The organism is Bacteroides faecium (genome assembly GCF_012113595.1).
GTDB classification, from domain to species: Bacteria; Bacteroidota; Bacteroidia; order Bacteroidales; family Bacteroidaceae; genus Bacteroides; species Bacteroides faecium.
Genome location: NZ_CP050831.1, coordinates 5834530 through 5858719, shown reverse-complemented (window position 1 = coordinate 5858719; position 24190 = coordinate 5834530). Strand labels below are relative to the sequence as shown.

Annotated in this window: 19 protein-coding genes; 13 read left to right on the top strand and 6 right to left on the bottom strand. The window is 44.4% G+C overall.

Annotation, left to right across the window (positions count from 1 at the left end; all coding sequences use genetic code 11):
• Positions 1 to 543: 543 nt before the first annotated feature.
• From BacF7301_RS22235 to BacF7301_RS22190, 10 genes are all read left to right on the top strand, one after another.
• On the top strand, positions 544 to 3021 hold the full coding sequence (locus BacF7301_RS22235; protein ID WP_167966244.1) for a TonB-dependent receptor: 2478 nt from the start codon (positions 544 to 546) through the stop codon (positions 3019 to 3021).
• Between the two features lie 135 nt (positions 3022 to 3156).
• Complete coding sequence (locus BacF7301_RS22230; protein ID WP_167967283.1) at positions 3157 to 4236, top strand: sensor histidine kinase; 1080 nt, start codon at positions 3157 to 3159, stop codon at positions 4234 to 4236.
• Positions 4233 to 5276: a sensor histidine kinase gene (locus BacF7301_RS22225; RefSeq protein ID WP_245208282.1), complete on the top strand. Its 1044-nt coding sequence runs from the start codon at positions 4233 to 4235 to the stop codon at positions 5274 to 5276. Before BacF7301_RS22230 ends, BacF7301_RS22225 begins: the two co-directional genes overlap by 4 nt.
• Complete coding sequence (locus BacF7301_RS22220; RefSeq protein ID WP_167966242.1) at positions 5273 to 5989, top strand: LytR/AlgR family response regulator transcription factor; 717 nt, start codon at positions 5273 to 5275, stop codon at positions 5987 to 5989. Before BacF7301_RS22225 ends, BacF7301_RS22220 begins: the two co-directional genes overlap by 4 nt.
• A gap of 66 nt (positions 5990 to 6055) precedes the next feature.
• Positions 6056 to 6604: an RNA polymerase sigma-70 factor gene (locus BacF7301_RS22215; RefSeq protein ID WP_167966241.1), complete on the top strand. Its 549-nt coding sequence runs from the start codon at positions 6056 to 6058 to the stop codon at positions 6602 to 6604.
• Positions 6605 to 6689: 85 nt separating this feature from the next.
• A complete protein-coding gene (locus BacF7301_RS22210; RefSeq protein ID WP_167966240.1) occupies positions 6690 to 7865 on the top strand; it encodes a FecR family protein in 1176 nt (391 codons plus the stop codon).
• A 10-nt stretch (positions 7866 to 7875) separates the two neighbouring features.
• Entirely contained in the window at positions 7876 to 11271 is a 3396-nt protein-coding gene (locus tag BacF7301_RS22205; protein WP_167966239.1) for a TonB-dependent receptor, read from the top strand.
• Between the two features lie 27 nt (positions 11272 to 11298).
• Entirely contained in the window at positions 11299 to 12756 is a 1458-nt protein-coding gene (locus BacF7301_RS22200; protein ID WP_167966237.1) for a RagB/SusD family nutrient uptake outer membrane protein, read from the top strand.
• Between the two features lie 25 nt (positions 12757 to 12781).
• A complete protein-coding gene (locus BacF7301_RS22195) occupies positions 12782 to 13954 on the top strand; it encodes a metallophosphoesterase (RefSeq protein WP_167966236.1) in 1173 nt (390 codons plus the stop codon).
• 33 nt (positions 13955 to 13987) lie between these two features.
• Positions 13988 to 15157, top strand: a complete 1170-nt coding sequence (locus tag BacF7301_RS22190) for a metallophosphoesterase (RefSeq protein WP_167966234.1) — start codon at positions 13988 to 13990, stop codon at positions 15155 to 15157.
• 3 nt (positions 15158 to 15160) lie between these two features.
• Here BacF7301_RS22190 and BacF7301_RS22185 read toward each other — a convergent pair whose 3' ends face one another.
• The 4 genes from BacF7301_RS22185 to trxA form a co-directional block, all read right to left on the bottom strand.
• Positions 15161 to 15466 carry a YidH family protein gene (locus BacF7301_RS22185; protein ID WP_167966232.1) on the bottom strand — a complete coding sequence of 102 codons (306 nt, stop codon included), beginning with the start codon at positions 15464 to 15466 and terminating at the stop codon, positions 15161 to 15163.
• A gap of 125 nt (positions 15467 to 15591) precedes the next feature.
• Positions 15592 to 16839: a glycosyltransferase gene (locus BacF7301_RS22180; RefSeq protein WP_167966231.1), complete on the bottom strand. Its 1248-nt coding sequence runs from the start codon at positions 16837 to 16839 to the stop codon at positions 15592 to 15594.
• 59 nt (positions 16840 to 16898) lie between these two features.
• Positions 16899 to 18116 (bottom strand): radical SAM protein, encoded by a 1218-nt coding sequence (locus tag BacF7301_RS22175; protein WP_167966230.1) that lies wholly within the window; start codon positions 18114 to 18116, stop codon positions 16899 to 16901.
• A gap of 216 nt (positions 18117 to 18332) precedes the next feature.
• Complete coding sequence (trxA, locus tag BacF7301_RS22170; protein ID WP_167966228.1) at positions 18333 to 18830, bottom strand: thioredoxin; 498 nt, start codon at positions 18828 to 18830, stop codon at positions 18333 to 18335.
• A 497-nt stretch (positions 18831 to 19327) separates the two neighbouring features.
• On the opposite strand from trxA, the gene BacF7301_RS22165 reads away from it, so the two are divergent.
• From BacF7301_RS22165 to BacF7301_RS22155, 3 genes are read left to right on the top strand one after another with little or no spacing between them, the layout of a single operon-like run.
• Positions 19328 to 20725: an RtcB family protein gene (locus BacF7301_RS22165; protein ID WP_167966226.1), complete on the top strand. Its 1398-nt coding sequence runs from the start codon at positions 19328 to 19330 to the stop codon at positions 20723 to 20725.
• Positions 20726 to 20768: 43 nt separating this feature from the next.
• A complete protein-coding gene (locus tag BacF7301_RS22160) occupies positions 20769 to 21476 on the top strand; it encodes an RNA ligase family protein (RefSeq protein WP_167966224.1) in 708 nt (235 codons plus the stop codon).
• A gap of 2 nt (positions 21477 to 21478) precedes the next feature.
• Positions 21479 to 22588, top strand: coding sequence for an AAA family ATPase (locus tag BacF7301_RS22155; protein WP_167966222.1), 1110 nt, complete (start codon positions 21479 to 21481; stop codon positions 22586 to 22588).
• An 82-nt stretch (positions 22589 to 22670) separates the two neighbouring features.
• Here BacF7301_RS22155 and BacF7301_RS22150 read toward each other — a convergent pair whose 3' ends face one another.
• Positions 22671 to 23420 carry a GNAT family N-acetyltransferase gene (locus tag BacF7301_RS22150; RefSeq protein ID WP_167966220.1) on the bottom strand — a complete coding sequence of 250 codons (750 nt, stop codon included), beginning with the start codon at positions 23418 to 23420 and terminating at the stop codon, positions 22671 to 22673.
• 358 nt (positions 23421 to 23778) lie between these two features.
• Entirely contained in the window at positions 23779 to 24171 is a 393-nt protein-coding gene (locus BacF7301_RS22145) for a hypothetical protein (RefSeq protein WP_167966218.1), read from the bottom strand.
• Positions 24172 to 24190: the final 19 nt, after the last annotated feature.

Here is a 24190-nt window from a genome sequence, read left to right as displayed (position 1 = left end):
TGTCAGGTATTAACAGATAATCCATCAGGTATTAATAGCCTGGACGTCAGGTGTTAATACCTTGAGTTTCATCTACTAACACTTGAGCTGGTAGAACTGTATATTCAACACATTGTATCTATATACTTACCGCATTGAATCTATATATTCAGTACGGTGGCTCTATATGTTCAGCAATCGGTTAAATAAATTTGAAAGGTGAAAGCAATAACGGGAGATTTCCCCTTGATTTTTTCTACGCTTTCACCCGCTATCTCCTTATTCATCGATGTTTCAGAGATAAGGTGAAACTGGTGAAATTTATGAGTCAAAAGTTCATGTTCTACTTATATGAATCAGTAATTGAAAACAAATTTTCATTCATTTCCGTACAATTTCATTCATTTCTGATGCAGTAACATAAAAGAAGCAGTCGTGAAAAAGAATAATAAATGTCTTGCCAATCCCGTATCTTGTCTACAAACAAAGCCCGTTCGTCTCATTTGAAAAACGTGCACTGTCCTGTCCCTTATCTTCGTACCGAAATAAAAAACAGAATAAGTCATGAAGATGAATAAAACTATGTTGTTGGAGAAGATAGCAACCCGTTCGGGAGTATCAGTAGATGAATGTGGGGTAGTGCTTAAAACATTGGAAAGAGTGTTGAGCGAAGAACTCACACGGAAGATGTATCGTTATGGAGGGTGGATACTCTTATTAATTGCTTTATTGGTGTCCGTAGCTGCTTTCGGGCAGACATCGGAACGGAAAAGCCGCCCCGTGCAGACGATTCGCGGGATTGTAGTCGACGGAGACTCGAAGTATCCTATACCGTATGCTACGGTGAAGCTGGCAGGCACAGAAGGGATGGGGACGACAACGGACAGTCTCGGACGTTTCGCCATCCGGCAAGTCCCTGTCGGACGACACACGGTAGAGGCAGCTTTTATGGGATATGAAACAGGGGTTTTTAGGGAAATATTGGTGACTTCTGCCAAAGAAATCTACTTGGAGATACCTCTGAAAGAGAGTGTGAACGAACTGAATGAAGTAGTAGTCCGTGCCCGGACAAACAAAGAAGAGGCGATGAACAAAATGGCTACCACCGGAGCACGCATGTTGAGCGTGGAAGAGGCAAGCCGTTATGCAGGCGGATTTGACGACCCTGCACGCTTGGTTTCCTCTTTTGCCGGAGTAGCTCCCAGCGTTTCCTCGAATGGAATTTCCATTCACGGCAATGCTCCCCATCTGTTGCAATGGAGACTGGAAGACGTAGAAATCCCTAACCCGAATCATTTTGCGGATATTGCCACCTTAGGCGGGGGAATCCTTTCTTCTCTTAGCTCGCAGGTACTCGGAAATTCCGATTTCTTCACCGGAGCTTTCCCGGCGGAATATGGAAATGCCGTATCCGGCGTGTTCGACATGAAGCTGCGCAATGGAAACAACCAGAAGAACGAAAATACCATCCAGGTAGGAATCATGGGTCTTGACGTCGCATCCGAAGGTCCTTTGAGCAAGAGACATAAAGCATCGTATATCTTCAACTACCGTTACTCCACCACCGGACTGCTCAATCTTGACGGTGGAACGATGGACTATCAGGACTTGAACTTCAAACTTAACTTCCCGACGCAGAAAGCCGGAACTTTCTCTATCTGGGGAACCAGCCTGATTGACAAATTCAAGAGCGACATGGAGAAGAATACAGAAAAATGGGAGTATCTTGGCGACCGTAGCGAGTCACGCGACAAGCAGTATATGGCAGCCGGCGGTATCAGCCACCGCTATTTCTTCAATAGCGACGCATCACTGAAAACAACCGTTGCCGCCACCTACTCGCAACTGGACGGCGGGGCATCCATGTTCAACCATGCTTTGGAAACCACTCCCTATATGGACTTGAAATCGAAACATGCCAACCTGATACTGACCAGTACCTTCAACCGTAAATTCAGTAACCGGTTCACCAATAAAACTGGCTTCACCTACAACGCCATGTTCTATAATATGAATCTCGCCATCGCCCCTTATGAAGCCCATCTGCTGGAAACCGTCTCCCAAGGTGACGGCAATACGAGCTTGATTTCCGCCTACAACAGCTCTTCTGTCGGACTGGGCGACCGCTGGACTCTCAACGCCGGTATCTACGGACAATTTCTGACCTTGAACAATCAATGGTCTGTCGAACCCCGTGCCGGTCTGAAATGGCAAGCCACCCCGAAAGCTACTTTCGCCTTGGCCTACGGAATGTACAGCCGCATGGAAAAAATGGACGTCTATTTTGTAAAGACGAAAAGCACAGGCGACAAGTCCGTCAACAAAGACCTCGACTTCACGAAAGCCCAGCACATCATGCTCTCCTTCGGTTACAAGATTTCCGACCGTATGAATCTGAAAATAGAACCGTATATCCAATTCCTGCACGACGTCCCTGTCATGGCGGACAGCTCTTATTCCGTGCTCAGCCGCTCTGACTTCTACGTGGAAGACGCCCTTGTCAACAAAGGAAAAGGCCGTAACATCGGAATCGACATCACCCTCGAACGCTTTCTGGAGAAAGGGCTTTATTACATGATTTCCGGCTCCCTGTTCGATTCCCGCTACCGTGGTGGCGACGGAAAATGGTACAACACGAAGTTTAACCGTAACTATGTCATCAACGGACTTGTCGGCAAAGAATGGATGTTGGGACGCAACAAACAGAATATCCTTAGCGTCAACCTGAAACTGACTTTGCAGGGCGGCGACCGCTATTCCCCGATTAACGTGGAAGCAACGATGAGCCACCCCGACAAAGAAGTACAGTATGACGAGACAAGAGCCTTCTCCAAACAATATTCGCCCATGCTTATCGGCAACTACACCGTCAGCTACCGTATCAACAAGAAGAAAGTATCCCATGAGTTTGCCGTAAAAGGACTGAACTTTACCGGAGCGAAAGAGTACTACGGACATGAATATAACGTGAAAACCGGAAAGATTGATGTCAGCGATAGCTCCACAGTACTGACAAATGTGAGTTATAAACTTGAATTTTAGCCAAATGGTATAGAAACCTTACCGGAAAAAGCTTTATCTTCGTACCCGGGAAACCGTGTACGCTGGGAATAGCTGATTCCGGTAACAATGAATTCCTCAATAAATCCCTCAATAAAGCGTATGGCAACCGAATCAATGGCAACAAGCAATATTGCAACAGGTAATGACTCTGCCTTTTTATATAAATTACTCGTCAGTCCGGAATTCCGGTGGGTACGGTATCTGATGCTCATTATGGTGCTGGGCACTATCTCTTTCAATCAGGTCTTTATTATTTTTATGGACTACCGGGAGATATTGGGCGCGTGGATTTATATATTTACTTTCATCTACCTGCTCACCTATGTTGTTGTCGTCTGTATGAACCTCTTTTGGCTGTTCCCGAAATTCCTGCTGAAAAGGCGTTATATCGCCTATTCATTCTTACTCTCTGCTGCAATGATAATTGCGCTGTTGATACAGATGATAGTGGAATATATGGCTTATTCTTACTGGCCGGAACTCCATGCACGGGGTTCCTACTTTTCAGTCCCCATGATAATGGATTATATCTCTTCTTTTATACTGTCGACACTTTGCATTATAGGCGGAACGATGACCGTGCTCCTGAAAGAATGGATGATAGACCATCAGCGTGTCTCGCAAATGGAGAAAGCCCACGTGCTTTCCGAAGTGGAGCAACTGAAAGAACAAGTCAGTCCGGAACTCCTCTTCAAGACCTTGCATCATTCGGGAGAACTGACATTGAACGAGCCGGATAAGGCGTCGAAAATGCTGATGAAGTTGAGCCAGTTGCTTCGTTACCAACTCTATGATTGTAGCCGGCAGAAAGTGCTTCTTAGCAGTGAAATAGCTTTCCTCACCAATTATCTGACATTGGAACAGGGGGCATCGGCGAGATTGAACTATGAACTTACTTCGGAAGGAGAAGTGAACAGAATGTTGGTTCCGCCTTTGCTTTTCATCCCTTTTGTGCAGTATGTCGTAAAGTTGCTGCACGAGCGGCAATTGTCGGCTCCAGTTTCCTTAAAAATCCATTTGAAAGCGGAGAGGGGCACGGTTATATTCACTTGTCTTTGTCCGGAACTTGACCTCTCTGAGGGCAGGGGGCTGGAGCGAATCAGGCAAAGACTGAACTTGCTGTATGGCGACCATTACGAACTGTTATTGACAACGAAATGCATACGGCTGGAACTGAGAGGGGGGGAAGCATGACAATCAATTCTTTTCTGTTAAGCCCTCATTACAGGATACACAGGCATTTCCTGTTGCAATCGGCGGTCCTGCTGATTACAATTAATGTATTTTGGTACGAGCCTCTGCAAATCGTTTCTTTCTGGAAACGGTTGGGCGGATGCCTGGCCTACTTTTTGTCTATGGACACGGTGATATATGCGAACTTGTATTTATTAGTACCCCGTTTCCTGTTGAAGAATCGTTTCGGCAGTTATATCGGGGCTGCCATATTAATGAATCTAGTGGTAATCACTTTTCTTTCGATTACCCAAGGGGCACTTTTTGAAGTGATTCTCCCTGTCAGGAACCCCGACGGGTTTGCTACATTTATCAATACCTTTTCGGGGATACTTACTCTGGGATTCGTTACGGCAGGCTCGGCAGCCATATCACTGTTCACCCATTGGCTGCGTTACAACCTGCGCATTGACGAACTGGAATCCACCACCTTGCAATCAGAACTGACGTTTCTCAAAAATCAGATTAACCCGCATTTCCTTTTCAATATGTTGAATAACGCCAATGTCCTGATAAAGAGAAATCCGGAAGAGGCTTCCAAAGTCCTGTTCAAACTCGAAGATTTGCTACGCTATCAAATCAATGACAGTTCGCGCGAAAGAGTCTCGTTAGCTTCGGATATCCGTTTCCTGAACGATTATCTGAACCTTGAAAAGATACGCCGTGATAACTTCCGGTTCACAATGGAGCAAGAGGGGGATATTGAATCTATTTGGATTCAGCCGTTGTTGTTTATCCCGTTTGTAGAGAATGCGGTGAAACATAGTTTCGATAGCGAGCATCCTTCGTCCGTTCGTGTCTCTTTCAAAGTAGACGATAACCGGTTGGAATTTCATTGCGAGAACTCCAAACCGTCCGTTGCCGTGAGCAAAGGCAAGGTGGGCGGAATCGGCCTTGCGAATATTCAACGCAGATTAGGGTTGTTATATCCCGGCTGCTACCAACTGGAACTAAAAGAAGATGAAAACCGTTATTCTGTAATTTTAAGTATAACATTATGAATTGTATAATAGTAGATGATGAACCGTTGGCGCGCGAAGCCATGAAGTTATTGATAGAAGAGGCAAATAATCTTCAGTTGGCGGGCAGCTTTAACAGTGCTGCTACCGCTTCCGACTATATGGAGCAGCACGGAGTCGATTTAGTCTTCCTGGATATTCAGATGCCGGGGATTACGGGAATTGAATTTGCACGGACGATTTCAAAACGGACATTGGTTATCTTCACCACTGCCTACACGGAATATGCATTGGATAGCTACGAAGTGGATGCCATTGACTATCTGATAAAACCTGTCGAACAGGAGCGTTTTCGGAAAGCAGTGGACAAGGCATTGGCTTATCATTCCCTGTTACTGAAAGAGGAAAAGGAAGCCATCGAGACAATTGCCTCTGCCGAATATTTCTTCGTAAAGGCGGAACGACGGTATTTCAAAGTCAGCTTCTCCGATATTCTCTTTATCGAAGGACTGAAAGATTATGTCATTATCCAACTGGGCGACCAGCGTATCATTACCCGTATGAGCCTGAAAGCCATATCCGACTTATTGCCTAAAGCTACTTTCCTGCGCGTGAACAAGTCATATATAGTCAATACCGCTCACATCGAATCGTTTGATAATAATGATATATTCATAAAATCGTATGAAATTGCTATCGGCAACAGCTATCGTGACGACTTCTTCGAGGGCTTTGTGATGCGGCAAAGATTGTGATATTTCACTTTTTTTTGGTTACATAATTTTCAAATGGTATATTTGTAACCAAAAGAAAGGATATACGTGATTCACACAACTGAAAACATAAGCATTAAACTGGCTGACGAAGCACAGTTCCGCTTTATATTTGACAAATATTACATAGCTCTATGTATGTTTGCCAATCAGTATGTCGAAGATGACGCGTTGGCTGCCGATATTGTTCAGGAATGTTTTGTCAAGTTGTGGCAGTTGCGGGATGACTTCATGTACGTGCATCAGATTAAATCCTTCCTTTATACTTCAGTACGTAATAAGTCCCTGAATGAACTGGAGCACACCAAAGTAATGAATGAGTATGCCCAAAAAGTCATGGAAATGGGCAAAGACTCTTTCTTTCAGGATAAAGTTATCGCCGAAGAAAGCTACCGTATATTGGTGGATGCTATCGACAAGCTGCCGCCCCAGATGAAAAGTATTATGCGGCTGGCCCTTGAAGGAAAAACCAATCCGGAGATTGCGGAAGCGTTGAATGTTTCGGGAGAGACGGTACACTCTCAAAAGAAGATAGCCTATCGTAAATTGCGCGGATATTTGAAGGATTATTATTACCTGCTTTTCTACTTTTTATAGTTTCTTTAAAAAAAAATCATTTTTAATACACCCTGATTTTCAATTCACCTGTTTTAGAATAAACAACGATTAAAACATGTGAATTATGATAAACCAATATTTCTATGTTGCAAGGCTTATTGCCAAGTACTTGTCCGAAGAAATAGGAGAGGAAGAACTGGCGGAACTGACGCAGTGGAGAAACGAATCTGCCGAAAACGAACGGCTCTTTCAGGAAATCTGCCGCGAAGAGAGCATAAAGCTGAATATGCGGAAAAGGCAGGCTTTCAGTACGGAAGACGGCTGGGTAGGGGTACAGAGGAAAATACAACATCATCGTTTCAGACACCGCCTGTTGAACGTATGCAAATATGCCGCCATCCTTATTCTTCCGTTGGCCATCGCTACTTTCGCAATCTATAAGAGTAACACCTACAACGAGCGTCATCCGGTAGCTCATGCAACGGAGCAAATCATTCCGGGCGGAAAGAAAGCCACCCTTACGCTGGATAACGGGGAAACAATCGACTTGAAATCCACTTCGGGAGTGGAGTTGAAAGAAAAAGACGGGACGGTAATCCAAGTGGATTCCACCACATTGAATTACCGGCAGACTCCCGACCGTTCATCCGATAAACTTGCTTATAATAAGGTAAACGTTCCTCGCGGCGGCGAATACCAGTTGACGTTGAGCGATGGAAGTAAGGTGCATTTGAACTCTATGAGTTCTATCCGCTTCCCGGTTCAGTTTGCAAAAGACTGCCGCTTGGTGGAACTGGAAGGAGAAGCCTATTTTGAAGTAAGCAAAACGGGACACCCCTTTATCGTAAAAACCAAAGGGATGAACATCGAAGTACTGGGAACCACCTTTAACATATCAGCCTACGCAGACGAAGAATATCAGACGACGCTTGTCAGCGGCTCGGTAAGGGTACAGGCAGAGAATGGAAGCAACCGGATTCTGAAACCGTCCGAACAGGCTTGCATCACTCCGGGTAGTAATCAGATTAATGTCCGCAACGTAGACACTGCGTTTTACACTTCATGGATACACGGAAAGATTAACTTCAAAGACCAGCGACTGGAAGATATTATGAAAACACTCGCCCGTTGGTATGATATGGATGTAATCTATGGAGACGAAACTACGAAAGACTTGCGCTTCGGCTGCTATATCAACCGCTATAATGAGATAGCCCCGCTTGTGGAATTACTGGAACAGACGGGCAGGGTTTCTATCGACGTGGAAGGAAAAACTATTAAAATATACACTAATCATTAATCCCTGTTTTATGGAAAAACTACGTAATGTTAACCGACTTGGGAAATGTGGAAGACGCCTCTGTATGACATTCCTCTTTCTCTGTATTACGACTTCAGGGCTTATGCAGGCATCTGTGTTTGCACAGGCTACCGTTACAGCCAAATTTAGAAACGTGACACTGAATGAAGTGCTTTGGGAAATTCAGAAACAAACCGACTTTACCTTTATTTACAGCACAAGTGACGCGAAGAAAGTGAAAGTGGAAAACCTGAATGTGAAGAATGAGCTGATTTCCGAAGTACTCAACAAATGCCTGCAAAATAGCGGACTGACTTACACGGTGCATGATGGAGTGATTGCTATCCGCAAGGCTGAGCCGGCAAGAACACAAACTGCCGCTGCCGTGCAAGAAAAGAGTTATACGATTACAGGTAAAGTGACCGAAGATAATGGTGAACCGATTATCGGAGCCAACGTGATTGTAAAGGGCACGACGAATGGCATGATGACCGACTTGAACGGTAATTTTCACCTGGAAGTGACGGATAAGAAAGTAACTTTGGTCGTTTCTTATATCGGCTACACTTCGCAAGAGGTAACCGTTATTCCCGGCAAGACGGTGAATATCATTCTGAAAGTGGATAATAACCTGTTGGAAGAAGTGATAGTAACCGGATACGGTACTTTCAAGAAATCGGCTTATGCAGGTTCCGCCAGTATCGTGAAAACGGATGCGGTGAAAGATGTTCCTAACGTATCTTTCCAGCAGATGTTGGAAGGCGCGGCTCCCGGTGTCAGCGTCAGTAGCGGTTCGGGCATACCGGGTTCGTCGACGTCTATCCGTATCCGTGGTATGGGTTCGTTCAATGCTTCCAACTCTCCGCTTTATGTAGTGGACGGGGTTCCTGTATTGTCCGGTGACATCGGTGCGTCCGGCAGTGATTCCGGTCTGGACGTGATGTCTACTTTGAATACGTCGGATATCGAGAGCATTACCGTTATCAAAGACGCTGCCGCCGCTTCACTTTACGGTTCGCGTGCAGCAAACGGTGTGGTTATCATCACTACCAAGCAGGGAAAGTCGGGCAAACCGGTCTTTTCACTGAAATCCGATTGGGGATTCTCCAACTTCGCCATGCCTTTCCGCGAAATAATGGGCGGACAGGAGCGACGGAATATGATTCACGAGGGTTTGCGTAATTACGCGTTATCCTACACCGGCAAAGTGGATGAGGATGCCATGGAAGAAGGCCTGCATCCGGGCATGACCGAGAATGAGGCTTGGGCATATGCGGATGCGAATATTAACCAATATGCACCGATACCCTGGTGCGGTTTTACAGATTGGGATGATTATCTGTTTCGCAACGGCAGTCACCAGAATTATGAGTTTTCTGCTTCCGGCGGACAGGAGAAGATAAAGTACTATACTTCTATCGGCTACATGAAGCAGGAAGGCGTTACTATCAACTCCGGTCTGGAACGTGTTTCCGCCCGTTTGAATGTGGACTACCAAATGGCTAAATGGATGAATATAGGCGCCAAGATACAATTCTCAAGAGTCAATCAGGATACTTATTCGGAAGGTACTACCTACACTTCTCCTATCTACGGTACCCGCAACGGTGCTACTCCTTCCGACCCTGTATGGAATGAGGACGGCACATGGAACCGTGAACTTATCAAGTTGGACGACCGCAATCCTATGTTATCCAATTCTTTCAACTTCAAGAAAGAGTATGTAACCCGTTCTTTCAATACCGTTTATGCGACTTTCGACATTTGGAAAGGCATCAAGTTTACATCAACATATAGCTATGACTTTGTGATGAACAAATCGCGTGCATGGAAAGACCCGCGTACCAGTGACGGTGACGATGACAACGGACGTTTCAGTAAAGATTATAATGATATTACGAATATGACATGGTCTAATATCCTGACCTACCAGACCAAGTTTAAGAAGAAACACAACCTTGATTTATTGGCAGGTTATGAAATCAACAGCAAAGAATCGGACGGGTTGGGAGCTACCATTTCCAACTTTGCACGCTGGGATAAACCGGAAATAAATAATGGTGTGGTGTATCAAAGTATGGGCGGTTCCAACAAGGCAACCCGTATCGTCTCTTATATCACACGTGCCAACTACGATTACGATAATAAATATTATCTGGGTGCCAGTTGGAGAACAGACGGAAGTTCGCGTTTGGCCAGAGAGAACCGTTGGGGAAACTTCTGGTCGGTATCGGGAGCATGGAGAGTCAGTTCGGAGAAGTTTATGAAACCTGTGCAGGACTGGCTGAGCGACTTGAAGCTCAGGGTATCTTATGGGGTGAACGGAACGTTGCCTTCTTCCTACTACGGCTATTTGGGATTGAGCAGCCTCACCAGCAACTACAATAATAATCCGGGTATTTCGCAGTCGCAACTGGAAAACAAGGAACTGACCTGGGAAACCAACTATAATTTCAACTCCGGCATTGACTTGGGATTTTTCGACAACAGACTGAATGTTACATTTGAATATTATGTCCGTACCACAAAGAATCTGCTTTATAGCCGTCCATTGTCTTTGTCTACCGGCTTCTCCAGTTACCTTTCCAATATCGGTAAATTGCAGAATAAGGGTTACGAACTGGAAATCCGTTCAACGAATATCGAAACCAAAAACTTCCGGTGGACTAGTAGTTTGAATCTGGGGCACAACGCCAATAAGATATTGAAACTGGACGGTGACTTGAAGCAGGTGACCAGCGGAACGACTATACATAAGGTAGGCTTGCCTTATTCTACCTATTATATGATTGAATTTGCAGGCATCGACCCGGCAGACGGTGAACCGATGTTCTATAAAAATTCGACAGACGAGAATGGAAAGCTGAACAAGGAAACCACTAAAGACCCGCGTAAAGCAGAAAAGGTTATCTTGCAATGTGCAAACCCTACTATTACCGGTGGCTTTGGTAACAGCCTTTCCTACAAATGGTTTGATTTGAATTTCAACCTGAACTTCTCTTTCGGTGCATGGAATTATGACGGTGGGGCAGGCAAGTTGGAACATGGCGGTGACGGTACACTGAATATTCCTACCTATTACCGGAAACGTTGGCAGAAAGAAGGCGACCAGACCAGTATCGAACGTTTTGTTATCGGTCGTTCCATATCTATGAAAGACTATGCCACAAGCCGTCGTTTGTACAGTGGTGACTACGTCCGTCTGAAGAACCTGACTTTCGGCTTCACCTTACCGAAAACATGGACACGGAAAGTAGGTATTGATAATGTACGCTTGTATGCGGCGGGAAATAATCTATTGACTTGGGCTGCGTATGATTACATCGACCCGGAATCGGGCTCGTCTCCAAGTTGGGATACTCCGCCTATGAGAACCTATACTTTCGGTCTGGAAGTGAAATTCTAAATGCATTAACCTGTTAAATGAGTAAGTATGAAAAAGATAAAATATATAGCTTTAGGTGTCTTGGCAACCTTATTGAGCGGTTGCGGAAATGACTGGCTGGATTTGCAATCTTCCACGGCTATTGAAACCGAAGGTTCGCTGACTGAATTAAGAGATTTTGAGTTTGTGTTGAACGGTGCATATAGCAGTATGCAGTCGTCCAATTATTACGGTGCCGACATGGTGTGTTACGGTGATTTGACAGGGGATGACATGAAATCCTATAAATCTTCCAGTACCAATGTGAGCTACTATACATTCAAGTATAACAAGACGAACGGGCCTAGCGGCTTTTGGGGAATGTATTACGGTGTAGCCAAGAATCTGAATATCCTGTTGCGTGATATTGAAAAGATAGAGTTGGTTCCCGACAGGGAAATAATGACCCCGAAGCAGGAAAAACTGACCGAACAGGTATATCACGATGACTTGAAAGGGGAAGCCTTGGCAATCCGTGCCCTGCTGCTGTTCGACGTGACACGTCTTTACGGCTATCCTTATCTCAAAGATAACGGTGCGTCATTGGCTGCGCCTATCATTGATAAGGTGGTGGAAGACAAGAACTTCAAACCGTCCCGCAATACGACCGCGCAATGCTACAAGGCAATCACTGACGATTTGATTGAAGCGGTGAAACTGCTGCGTCCGGTGAAGAAAGAGGGGAAAATCAACAAATGGGCGGCAATGACTTTATTGAGCCGTGTCTATCTCTACATGGGAAATAACGGTGAAGCCTACAATGTAGCCACCGAAGCCATCAAAGGCGCGGAGAAGCAAGGTTATAAACTATGGACGAATGACGAATATGCTAAAATATGGGCGACTCCGTTCAATAGTGAGTTATTGTTCGAGATTGTAAACCTGACAACTGACAGCCCGGGTAAATCCTCAATCGGTTATCTCTGCACTAAATATAACCTGATAGCAACGGAAAAGTATTGGAAAAAATACATGAAAGAGAAATCTGATGATGTCCGCAGCCAAATGGTTTCTACGGCAAGCAGCAGCAAGCCTTTTTGTCTGAAATATCCGGCACAGGGAGATAAAAGCTATGAAGACGCCAATATTCCGATTTTCCGCTTGTCCGAACTTTACCTGAATGCAGCCGAAGCTGCGGTGAAGAAGGATGATATAACGAATACCCGCAAATATTTGAAACCGATTTATGCACGTACAGGTGAGAATTTGGATGACTTGTCGGACGATGCCATTACTTTGGATTTAGTGCTTGAACAACGTCGTATTGAATTTTGGGGAGAGGGACAGCGTTTCTTCGACTTAATCAGAAACAATAAGAAGGTGGAACGCACGGACTATTTGAGCGAAGTTCCCGAAGAAGCGCGTTCTTTCGACTGGAATTATTATAAGATAGTACTTCCTGTTCCTAACCACGAAATGGAATACAACGAAAATATGGTTCAGAACCCGGAATATGAATTGCATTGATTAACCGCATTAACGTATAGAAATTATGAAAAAGATATATAGTATTTATTTCCTTTTAGGATTGTTTGTCACAGCCCTTTATTCCTGCGGGGAAGACTTGACTCCCGTAGGACCGGATATAACGGAAACTACGCACTTCCGCAATGACGGGCCTTACCTTTTCTACGAAAACGGTAAACTTAAAATACTGGAAGTAACTAAAGATAATACACTTAGCATCCGTGAGGAATCCGGCTTGCCTGCCGGTCTGAAACTTGACGTATATTCGGATGATAATAAATTCCTCTTCCAAGTACCAATTAACAAGGTTGAGAACTTTGAACGTCCGGAATGGAAAGACCAGACTTCTACGTATGGGAAAACCTTTGCCGTCTCCGACCTTCACGGACGCTTCGACTTGTTTGCCGCTATCCTGAAAACAGGAAAGGTGATTAATGACCAATATGAATGGACGTATGGCAACAATCACCTGGTTATTGACGGTGACATCTTCGACCGTGGTGCGGACGTGCTTCCTATCTTATGGCTTATCTATAAACTGGAATTTGAAGCGCAGGCTGCGGGCGGCAAAGTGACGACTATCTTGGGCGACCATGAAGAAATGGTGATGCGTGACAATCTGAAATATACATTTGCCAAATACAACAACCTTTCGCAAAAGGCGATGAATATGACTTATGGAAAGATGTGGGGACTGACAAATGTAATGGGGAACTGGCTACGTTCTAAAAATACCATTCAGATTGTAGGTGATAATCTGTATGTACACGCTGGATTGAGCAAGGCTTTTATGGAACGCACGGAGACTGTTCCCGAAATCAACGAACTGGTAAGTAAGAGTATCTACCTCACGAAAGAAGAACGGAAGAAACAATTTCCGAATATAGCTGATTTCCTTTACAGCGATGATTATGACGGGCCATTGTGGTATCGTGGAATGGTGAAAACAAGTAGCAGCTATAATCCTATAAAAGAAGCGGACGTCGATAAGTTATTGAGCGGCTATAACGTTAAGCGTGTTATTGTCGGGCATACGGAAAATAGCCGTATAAAGTTCAACTATGGCGGGAAAGTATATGATATTTGTGTCAACCACCCCGACGCTTTTGAAGATGAAGAAACTCGTGCCATGCTCATTGAAGGGGAAAGCATTATGGCTATGAATGACGAAGGAGAATTGAAGATGATTAAAAAGTAGTAATCACAATACTAATCAGAAAGAGAAAAGAATATGAAGACTCGTTTTTTAAGATTATTCCTTTCTACCCTTGTACTCGTTTTAATAAGTTCCGGCATAAGTGCCGGAACTTATCATTCGGGGGATAAGAAGAAAGACCATAAGGAAAAGAAAGAGCAGAAAGATAAATTGTCCGGTGACGGGCCTTATATACTCTATCAATCTGACGGTAGCGTACGGGTTATCAGTGTCAATAAGAACAAGAAGATTATTGACAAAACTTATGCTGCATTACCCAAGGATTTCAGTTTTCGTGTCACAGACCATAAAGGGCATTATCCATTCGATGTAAAACTTCATCCACTGAAACGACCGGATTGGAAATATACCTGCCCGGAAAAGGTATTTGTAATGTCAGACCCTCATGGGAGATTGAATTGTGTTATCAGTCTGTTGCAGGGAAACGGGGTTATCAACGATAAGTATCAATGGAGCTTCGGCAAAAATCATCTGGTTATCATCGGAGATGTTTTCGACCGGGGCAAAGACGTTCTGCAAATCTTCTGGTTATTCTATAAACTGGAAGCCGAAGCCGCTAAAGCCGGCGGACACGTCTCTTTCCTTTTGGGCAACCATGAAGCCCTCGTTTTGTCTGACGACCTTCGCTATACAAAAGATAAATACAAGCAACTGGCACAAAAACTGGAAAAGGAATATCCTCAACTGTTCGGCTCTGATACGGAACTGGGGCGTTGGCTTGCAACCCGCAATACGATACAGGTTATAGGTACGGACTTATATGTACATGCCGGATTGGGCAAATTGTTTTATGATAAGGATTTAAGTATCCCTACGGTAAATACGGAAATGAGCAAGGCACTCTTTATGAGTAAAAAAGAGCGTAAGGCACTTTCTCCGCTCACCGAATTTCTGTATGGCAATGAAGGGCCTATATGGTATCGCGGACTGGTGAGGACAGACGAAAAGTATAAACCGTTGGAAAGTAAAGGGCTGCAAGAAATATTGGAGCGTTATAAGGTAGAGCATATCATAGTGGGACATACTATTTTTAAAGATATTTCCACCTTTTATAATGGGCGGGTTATCGGCGTTAATGTTGATAATAAGGAAAACCGGGAAAAGAAACGTGGCCGCGCTGTGCTGATAGAAGGCAATACCTATTATGTAGTAGGCGATGCGGGTATCCAGCGAAAGCTATACTAGGTATCATCCGGCATTTTCACCACACTGTGACTTGTCTACGTAACATTTCAGTTGTCTCTTTATCTTCAAGTAATGGACAATTCCGAAGAAAAACAGAATGATACCTGCTATGATACATACCCACGCCAGTCCGTCCAGTTGTGAGATGCTGTCAATCTGAAGGATTCCGATTCCTGCGGTGAGGAGATAAAGGGAAGTGCGGATATAGGCAAACAGAGTTCTGACGTTGGCCAGTCTCGTTCTCTCTATTGCCAGGTAATCACGAAGTATCAATTCTTCGTCTTTGAATTTGTTGGTAGATTCTTCCATACTATGAAATGTTTTGTTATAGATGTGTTTCTATGCTGATATTTATATTAATATCTCTATTATAATAAACAAAATAGAGGACTGAATAGTTTCTTTTTTTTCTTGTAGAATAAGGCACGGTGTTGTTATTCACCGTGCTTTTTCAGGATTGATTCGATGAAATCACAGAAATTATCTGCCGACTGTTCCGAGCGCACCTTTTCACCCAGTTCTTCCGCATTCTTCTTGTAGAGAGAGTTGGTTACCAAGTCATGCACTTTCTCTTTCAGTTCCCTGTCGGAGATTTTTCCTATCTTGATTCGTGCCGGCCCTATTTGCAGTTGTTGTACACGATATGCCCAGTAAGGCTGGTCGATAATCAACGGCATGATAACCTGTGGCTTGCCGGCACGGGCTACGCTATGCGTTGTCCCCGAACCGCCGTGATGCATCACCGCATCGCAATGAGGGAATATCAGACTGTGGGGAACCGTCTGCGTCAGCAGAAAAACATCTTTATCGTTTGCCAACTGTCTGCCTGTTCCCGACCAGCCCGAACCGATAATCAACCGGAAGTCCAGTTGCCGGCATACATTGATTAACCGGTCGCAAAAAGCATTGCTTTCTTTCGCGCTGCAACTGCCTAATGTGAAGAAGATAACAGGCCTTTGTTCCTGTTGGATGAAATCGGCCAGCTTCCGGTAGGCTTCCGTGTCATATCGCAGTGTATCGTTAAAACAATATCCCCCGATATCCCATTTATATTTCCAGTCCGGGTCTGTATTGCCCAGATAGCGGCTGTACAACAGATAGTTATAGGCTCTTTCTGTGGCATAGTAACCGCAGTTCTTCAATGTCTCCAGTCCCAGCCGTTCCCGGTTCTTGTTGATACATTTTTGAGTCATATAATTATTTCCGATGTTGAGTAGCCGCCATATCATCCGGGGAGTAAAGATAGGATGAGGCTTCGGGTAGGGGAAGATAGGCGGCGGGATATGCCTGCCCGGAATGAAAGGGGCAAAAGCCGTTCGGATAAACGGTTTCCTGCAATAATCCGCCACACTGGCTGCTGCAAATTCAGAGTTGGTGGCTATTAGAATATCATGCTCCTTCAATAGCGGAACCAGTTGCTTGAATTGTGCATCAATCACATCACGCATCCATTGCAGGTAAGGTTTGGCACCTTTGTCTCCCTCTCCGGCTTTGGATACCATTCCTTGTATATCGTCAAAATCCTGTAACACATAATCCAGTTGGTATGCTTTCGCTTCTTTTTCAAATAGCTGCGGAAGGTTCAGTGTAACCTGATGTCCCCGCTTGATTAAGGCGGAGGCAATGGTGAGGTAAGGGTAGATATCCCCTTGCGAACCACGGGTGACCAGAAGAATTTTCATGTTGTGGCTTTTATATTTAGTATGTGGCTTTTATTATTTAGTACACGACTTATATCCTTTTAATATACGGCAACACCGATTTCGCTCAGCTTCGCCTTATCCAACTGGTACTTCTCTTCCATTCCTGCAAGGCTGGCTTCGCTGATATCAATCGGTTTGTCGAGTTTGCCCACTTCCCGATAGCCTTTATAGACTTGCTTCATCATCTTGCGGGGATTGAAAATGAGAGAAGCCGTGATAAAACAGCCGTGTGTACACCAGCAGTTTGCTTTGTATCCGTGCCCGATAGCCTCGACTTCTTTCTTCATGGTGTCACTTTGCATGATACGCTGCACGTCGCAGTCATAGTCTTTCACGTTCCCCAGCGGCTCACGCAGTTCGCAGGAGCGGAAACGGCCGTCGTAGTCGATGACCAGAGTCGTTTCTCCTGCCGTGCAGTCCATTCCCCACGGGGTAGGCCGGTCGATGTTGCTTGCACGGATATTATATAAAGCGCGGACAATGCCGGTATAGAAGAACTTCGTTATCGGTTTCCGCAGGCCGGAAGTGTTGGCAACCATTCGTTTGGCGTAAGCTCCGTATATCGGGGCGGATTCGTCCTGAATGGCACGGAGAGTCGTTTCGTCCAGTGCCTTGACCCCGTCTTCCCGTGTAGTGCCGCGTGCCGCTTCAATCGTATGGGTAGACAGATGAAAACGACCGTACATCCATGTCATAAAGTCATTAATCTGGTCTATATTGTATTTGGTGATTACCGTAGCCACGTTGAGCAGAACCTTACCGTCGTTTCTGAAATGCTCGCTGACTTTTCGGATAGTGTCAACCGCTTTGTAGAAGTTGCCGGGCACGCCCCGTTGCGTATCATGTGTTTCGCCGAATCCATCCAAGGAGATGCTGACGTTGATATTGCACTCCGGACAGTTGGTGCGGAAACGTGTTACCCATTCGATAACCCGGTCGGGCTTCAACCCGTTGGTCGGCATATTGACATCCTTGATATGATTGTTCCGATAAAACATCTCAAGAATCTCAGGCAAATCTTCCCTTAGCGTCGGCTCACCACCCGATACCCATAGCTTGTTAATCTCTCCGGCAGTTTCCGAGATTCTCTTGATTTCTTCGAAAGTCAAATCCTTCTCTTTTTTAGCCATATCGTTAGCGTAAAAACACATGGCGCATTTGGCATTGCACTTTCCCGTAACGAATAGAAATATGGATTCCAACTTTCTTTCCGAACTCATCGAACGAAAGGAACTTCTTGTACGTTTGGTCTTCATCTTATTAGAATAGTAGTTTAAATATTGTTCAGACATATGTCTGTGAGACAAAAGTACATAAATCTTTAAATTGATAACCTTAGAGGCAAATGCTAAATTCTTTCCTTTTCTCTGTAAATGAATACCATAATACGACCTGTAATATATAACTAGCCCTCTGCCAATCTTCAAAAGACTGACAGAGGGCAGTTACCATGATGAGAAAAAAGTCGAAGTTTATTGCTTGGCTTCGTTATCCTGTTTCAACAGAAATTCATCAATTGCTTTCTTTAGCTGGTCTTTAGGCAAGGCCCCTTGCGTGACTCTCGGCTCTTCGTTCATCGGAATCATCAATAGGGTGGGGATGCTGCGGATGCCGAATGCGGCGGCCAAATCCTTTTCCTGGTCTACGTCAATCTGATAGATGTCTATTTTACCGCTATATTCTTTGCTCAGTTCTTCAAGAATAGGGTGCAGCGCTTTACACGGCCCGCACCATGTTGCGTAGAAATCTACAATTGCCGGACGTTTGCCCTCAAACTTCCAATCGTTCGGATTGGCTTCATAATTATATACCTTCTTTAAAAAATCTGCTTTATTTAATGATACTACTTCCATTTTACTGTTCTCCTTTGTTGATTCATTACTCTTTTTATTTTCTCCATTGTTTCCTGCGCAAGCTGTCGTTGCCAGTACAATAGCAAATGCACTCAATAGACCTTTTATTAGTTTCATACTCTATTTCTTTATTTGTTTTCTCTGATGCAAAGATAGGGGGATTACAGTTCTTGCGAAATGGCAATTTCCCCGGATTACTTGGCGAAATTTCCCACTAATGGTTATCGAACGCTAAAAAATGTCTTTTATTCTTTGGTAGAGAAGAAAATAAGCATTACTTTTGCCGCGATAAAATGAGTATTCACCCTTTAAAACAGTTGGAAAGGGTATAAATTATGCTGGAACAATAATATATTCAATCTGGGACTAAGTTGTCTCGTCGGGAAGATGAGGCTTTGCAACTTTTTGTTTTCTTACGCTTACCGCAATTCTACTATTACGCGGTAATGGTTGATTAGTCCTGCAATCACATTTTTAATTTATAAAATAATTCACTTCAATGCTGTGAATGGATGTTTTGTATCCGTTTCCGAAGCATTGGTTATACCGTGTATTACATTGTCTGCTGCCGATGAGGCGGACAGGGAGTGCTGTATGCGAACAGAAAAAGAAGTATGGGAATACGATTAAAAGATTTAAGTAAACTGGGATACCGGGATAATGTAGCTCGTAGTCTGGTAGTGGATATTGTAAGCAAACATTGCAAACATGCCACCAAAGAACAGATTGAAAAGACATTGAGCGATATACTCGAACATCCCGAATCTTATAAAAACAACGAAATTTGGAATAAGCTCGCCGAACGCCTTTCGCCCACTGTGATAGCGAAGGACTTTAGGGCTTATGATTTATCGGACGAGCCGCTGATGTATAAAACCTACGGGGGAAAATTCATTGAGACGCTCGCCAAACAACAAATGAACCTGGCGATGCGTCTGCCTGTAACGGTAGCCGGAGCATTGATGCCCGACGCCCACGCCGGCTACGGATTGCCTATCGGCGGGGTGCTTGCCACGGACAATGCGGTGATTCCGTATGCCGTAGGAGTCGACATCGGCTGCCGGATGAGCCTGACGGTATTTGATGCCGGTGCGGATTTCTTGAAACGGTATTCGTATCAGATGAAGGAAGCCTTGAAGGATTTCACCCATTTCGGTATGGACGGCGGATTGGGCTTTGAGCAGGAACATGAAGTGTTGGACAGGGAAGAATTCCGGCTGACTCCTTTATTGAGGGATTTGCAGGGAAAGGCGGTACGCCAGCTTGGAAGTTCCGGTGGTGGAAACCATTTTGTGGAGTTTGGAGAAATTGCTCTGCAAGAGCATAATGTGTTGAATCTTCCCGAAGGGAATTATGTGGCTTTGTTGTCGCATTCCGGTTCGCGCGGACTGGGAGCCGCCATTGCCAAACATTACAGCCTGTTGGCGCGTGAAGTATGCCGGCTTCCCCGTGAAGCGCAGCATTTCGCCTGGCTGGACTTGGATTCCGAAGCAGGGCAGGAGTATTGGATGAGCATGAACCTGGCAGGCGACTATGCCCGTGCCTGTCACGAACGGATTCATCTGAACCTGGCGAAAGCATTGGGATTGAAGCCGCTTGCGAATGTCAACAATCATCACAACTTTGCCTGGAAGGAAGAAATTGCTCCGGGACGTATGGCAATCGTGCATCGCAAAGGGGCTACTCCGGCACAAGAAGGACAACCGGGATTGATTCCCGGCAGCATGGCTACGGCAGGATACCTCGTTTGTGGCAAGGGAGTGGAAGATGCTTTGAATTCTGCTTCTCACGGTGCAGGCAGAGCCATGTCCCGCCAAAAGGCGAAGGACAGCTTTACGCAGTCGGCTTTGAAAAAGATGTTGTCGCAAGCCGGAGTGACTTTGATTGGCGGAAGTGTGGAAGAAATGCCGTTGGCATACAAGGACATCGACCGGGTGATGCATACACAGGAGACGCTGGTGGAAGTGCAGGGTAGATTTATGCCTCGTATCGTACGAATGAATAAGGAGTGATGCGATTTAAGAATTTAGTAATTAATTAAAAAAGAAGAAGAAAATGATATCAGAGAAATATGGTCGTACCTATCACTATCCGTTCTCTCCCGGAACGACTAGTGATGACCGGATTAATCATACGTATTGGGAGGACATCCAACGGATTGGAACATTGGTACATACCGAAAAGTTGGACGGAGAGAATAATTGTTTGAGCCAGTGGGGTGTCTTTGCCCGTTCGCATGCTGCGCCGACCACTTCACCGTGGACGAGGCAACTGCGTGAACGTTGGGAACTGATAAAGAATGATTTAGGCGATATAGAAATCTTCGGAGAGAATCTGTATGCCGTACATTCTATTGAATATCAGCGGTTGGAAACGCATTTTTATGTGTTTGCGGTTCGTTGCATGGACCAGTGGCTGTCATGGGAAGAAGTGAAGTTCTATGCGGCTTTATTTGATTTTCCTACTGTCCCGGAGTTGAAGATAGAACCTGTTTCCGGTTTGACGCCGGAGCTTCTGAAACAGGAAATCATCCATATGTCACAAGAACCGTCAGTTTTCGGTTCTTGCGACCCGTGGACAAAAGAGGCTTGTACCCGTGAAGGGGTAGTCAGCCGTAATACCGAAGAGTATCCGGTAAGCGGATTTGCGCAGAATGTATTTAAGTATGTGCGGAAAGGGCACGTCAAGACAGATGAGCATTGGACGCGTAACTGGAAACGTGCCCGGCTTACCTGGGAATTTGCTAATGAAAAGGAGGAATAATTATGGATTGGAAATTGATAGAAGATAAATCGTGGAGCTCACTCGAACAACAGTTCGGGTGGGTGCGCGAAATGAATACTGTTCCGCAGGATACTCGTTATCATGCGGAAGGGAATGTAGCGGTACATACCCGTATGGTGCTGGAAGCATTGCAGCAATCTGCTGCTTATCAGTCTCTTTCTGCTTTGGAGAAAGAAATAGTATGGGCAGCCGCATTATTGCATGATGTGGAGAAACGTTCGACCTCTGTGGATGAGGGAGAGGGGAGAGTGTCTGCCAAAGGGCACGCCCGCAAAGGGGAATACACTGCCCGTACTATTTTGTATCGGGATTGTCCCGCCCCCTTCCATATCCGGGAACAGATTGCGTCTTTAGTCCGTTATCATGGGCTACCTGTTTGGCTGATGGAAAAGCCGGACTCTGTAAAAAAGCTCTGCGAGGCTTCTTTGCGGGTAGATACTTCATTATTGAAGATGCTGTCCGAAGCCGATGTCAGGGGACGTATCTGTGACGATAAAAAAGAGTTGTTGGAAGCTGTGGAACTATTTGAGATTTTCTGCCGCGAACAGGATTGTTGGAACAAACCGAGAGAGTTTGCCACTAATTATGCACGCTTTCATTACTTCCATACAGAGGGCGGTTATATTGATTATATCCCTCACGAACAGTTTAAATGTGAAGTCACGATGTTGTCAGGGCTTCCGGGAATGGGGAAAGATTATTATATCCAATCTTCCGGCATGGATATGCTGGTGGTGAGCTTGGACGCCATTCGTCGAAAGCACAAATTGAGCTCTACGGATAAATCAGCGAACGGGTGGGTAGTGCAAACGGCAAAGGAAGAAGCCCGGACGTATCTTCGCAAAGGGCAGGATTTTGTTTGGAATGCAACAAACATTACCCGTCAGATGCGGGCGCAACTGATAGACTTGTTTGTGGATTATGGCGCAAAAGTGAAAATTGTATATCTGGAACAACCATATCACATTTGGCGTCAACAGAATAAGAGCAGGGAATATGCACTTCCCGAATCCGTACTGGATAAGATGCTGGATAAACTGGAGGTTCCTTTGTTGACGGAAGCGCATGAAGTGGTGTATCATGTGGTATAGTCAAGGAGTATTATACTCCGGCTTTTCAAACTATTCGCAAATCAATTTGCAGGATATTAGGAGAAAAGCCGGAGTTATCTATTTATTTCTTGAGTATTCTCTTTAAATAGTCGGTATTCGTTAAGTTTACTGTCTCGAAAACACCTTTATAAAACACGGCGAAGTTATTGAATACACAAGGCAACTCCTTTGCTTTTTGTAGCGTATCCACTTGGATGAAAGATACAGGAACGTCATTTGTTTCACAATACTGTTTTATTATGTCAATGTATTGAGAGATATAAGGGCATTGCATATCATGATAAATTGTCAACTCTTTGTTTTCAATTTCTAGCTTCTTGGCGTTTGGCGCAAACTTGGGTGTTGTTCCGTCAAAAGAGAGAGCAAGCAATTCATATCCATTATCAGTAGTATCGACAACCTCAAAGCCAAACTTCTTGGCAAATGCCTGGTCGGAAAGCCAGCTCTTTTGTTTTTTTGACCCAAGCATACAAACGCCGGATTTACCTTTCTCTTTCGCATCAGCCAGACAATACTCCATGAGCGATTTTCCATACCCTTTTCCTTTGGGGCTACCCAGTACCCATAAGCAATACAGATAATAATAGTTGTCGCCGACGATAGGAACCCAAGCTGTTTCAAGAGGGGCATATTCGATAAAAACCGTAGCCTTTGCATTTAATTTTCTAAAGACATGGCCTTCGCTCAGCCGCTCGGAAAGCCATTGGCGCTTGGCATCAATACCCGGATGAGACTTCTTACTGCGGATAATGCAACATAAATGCTCGTCGGCAAGGTTTTCATTCGTCAGGTTTATAAAATCAGTATTCATGTGTACGTTTGTTTTAAGTTTGGACATTATCAATTAGTAAGATGTAATTGAGCCTATCTACTGTCATTGTTGATTGATTATGAATACAAATGTAGCGAATTTATGTAATATTGATTACCTATAGGTGACTTTCATTTATGATGGGAGTAAAATAGAGCAAAACGGTGCGCTAATGAATTAATCACATCCCTCACACTTTGCTCCACATCTTTGAAAAAAAGATAATGGGAAATCTAAAAAAGTCAACCGTCTTTTTCTGATTTCCCGCCACGTTTCCAGAATCTATCCAGAACATCCCATATTTATTTCAAACCCGTCCCAAAACGAGCTTAATGATTTTATATCTAATGGCTAAGTATCAGCCTGCTTCGTCAGCATTATATTTCTCCTTAATTGATGTTGTTACAATAAATTCATTGAAGTTCTCCGCAAACAAAGCGAAATCAATATTTTCATCTGCTGAAATCTCTTTTAGCAGATGTTCTACGATATAACATGAAGATATGTTTTTATTTGCGATTTCTTTATTATACTTATTAGCTAAAAATAGGCCGAAACTACTCCAAAACAATGTATCCCGTATATCACACTTCTCTCTTTCTTCTTTAGGAGTGTGAATGACTTGAGACATATAATAGCCATCCAAGAAACGGAATATATTGTTTATGGTAGGGTTTTCAAAATACATCTTCGGTCTTTTGCAAATCATGCTTAATAATTCAATGGTATTGTTGTGCTCTAATTTATTCATTTCAGGGGTTGTTTTTCTT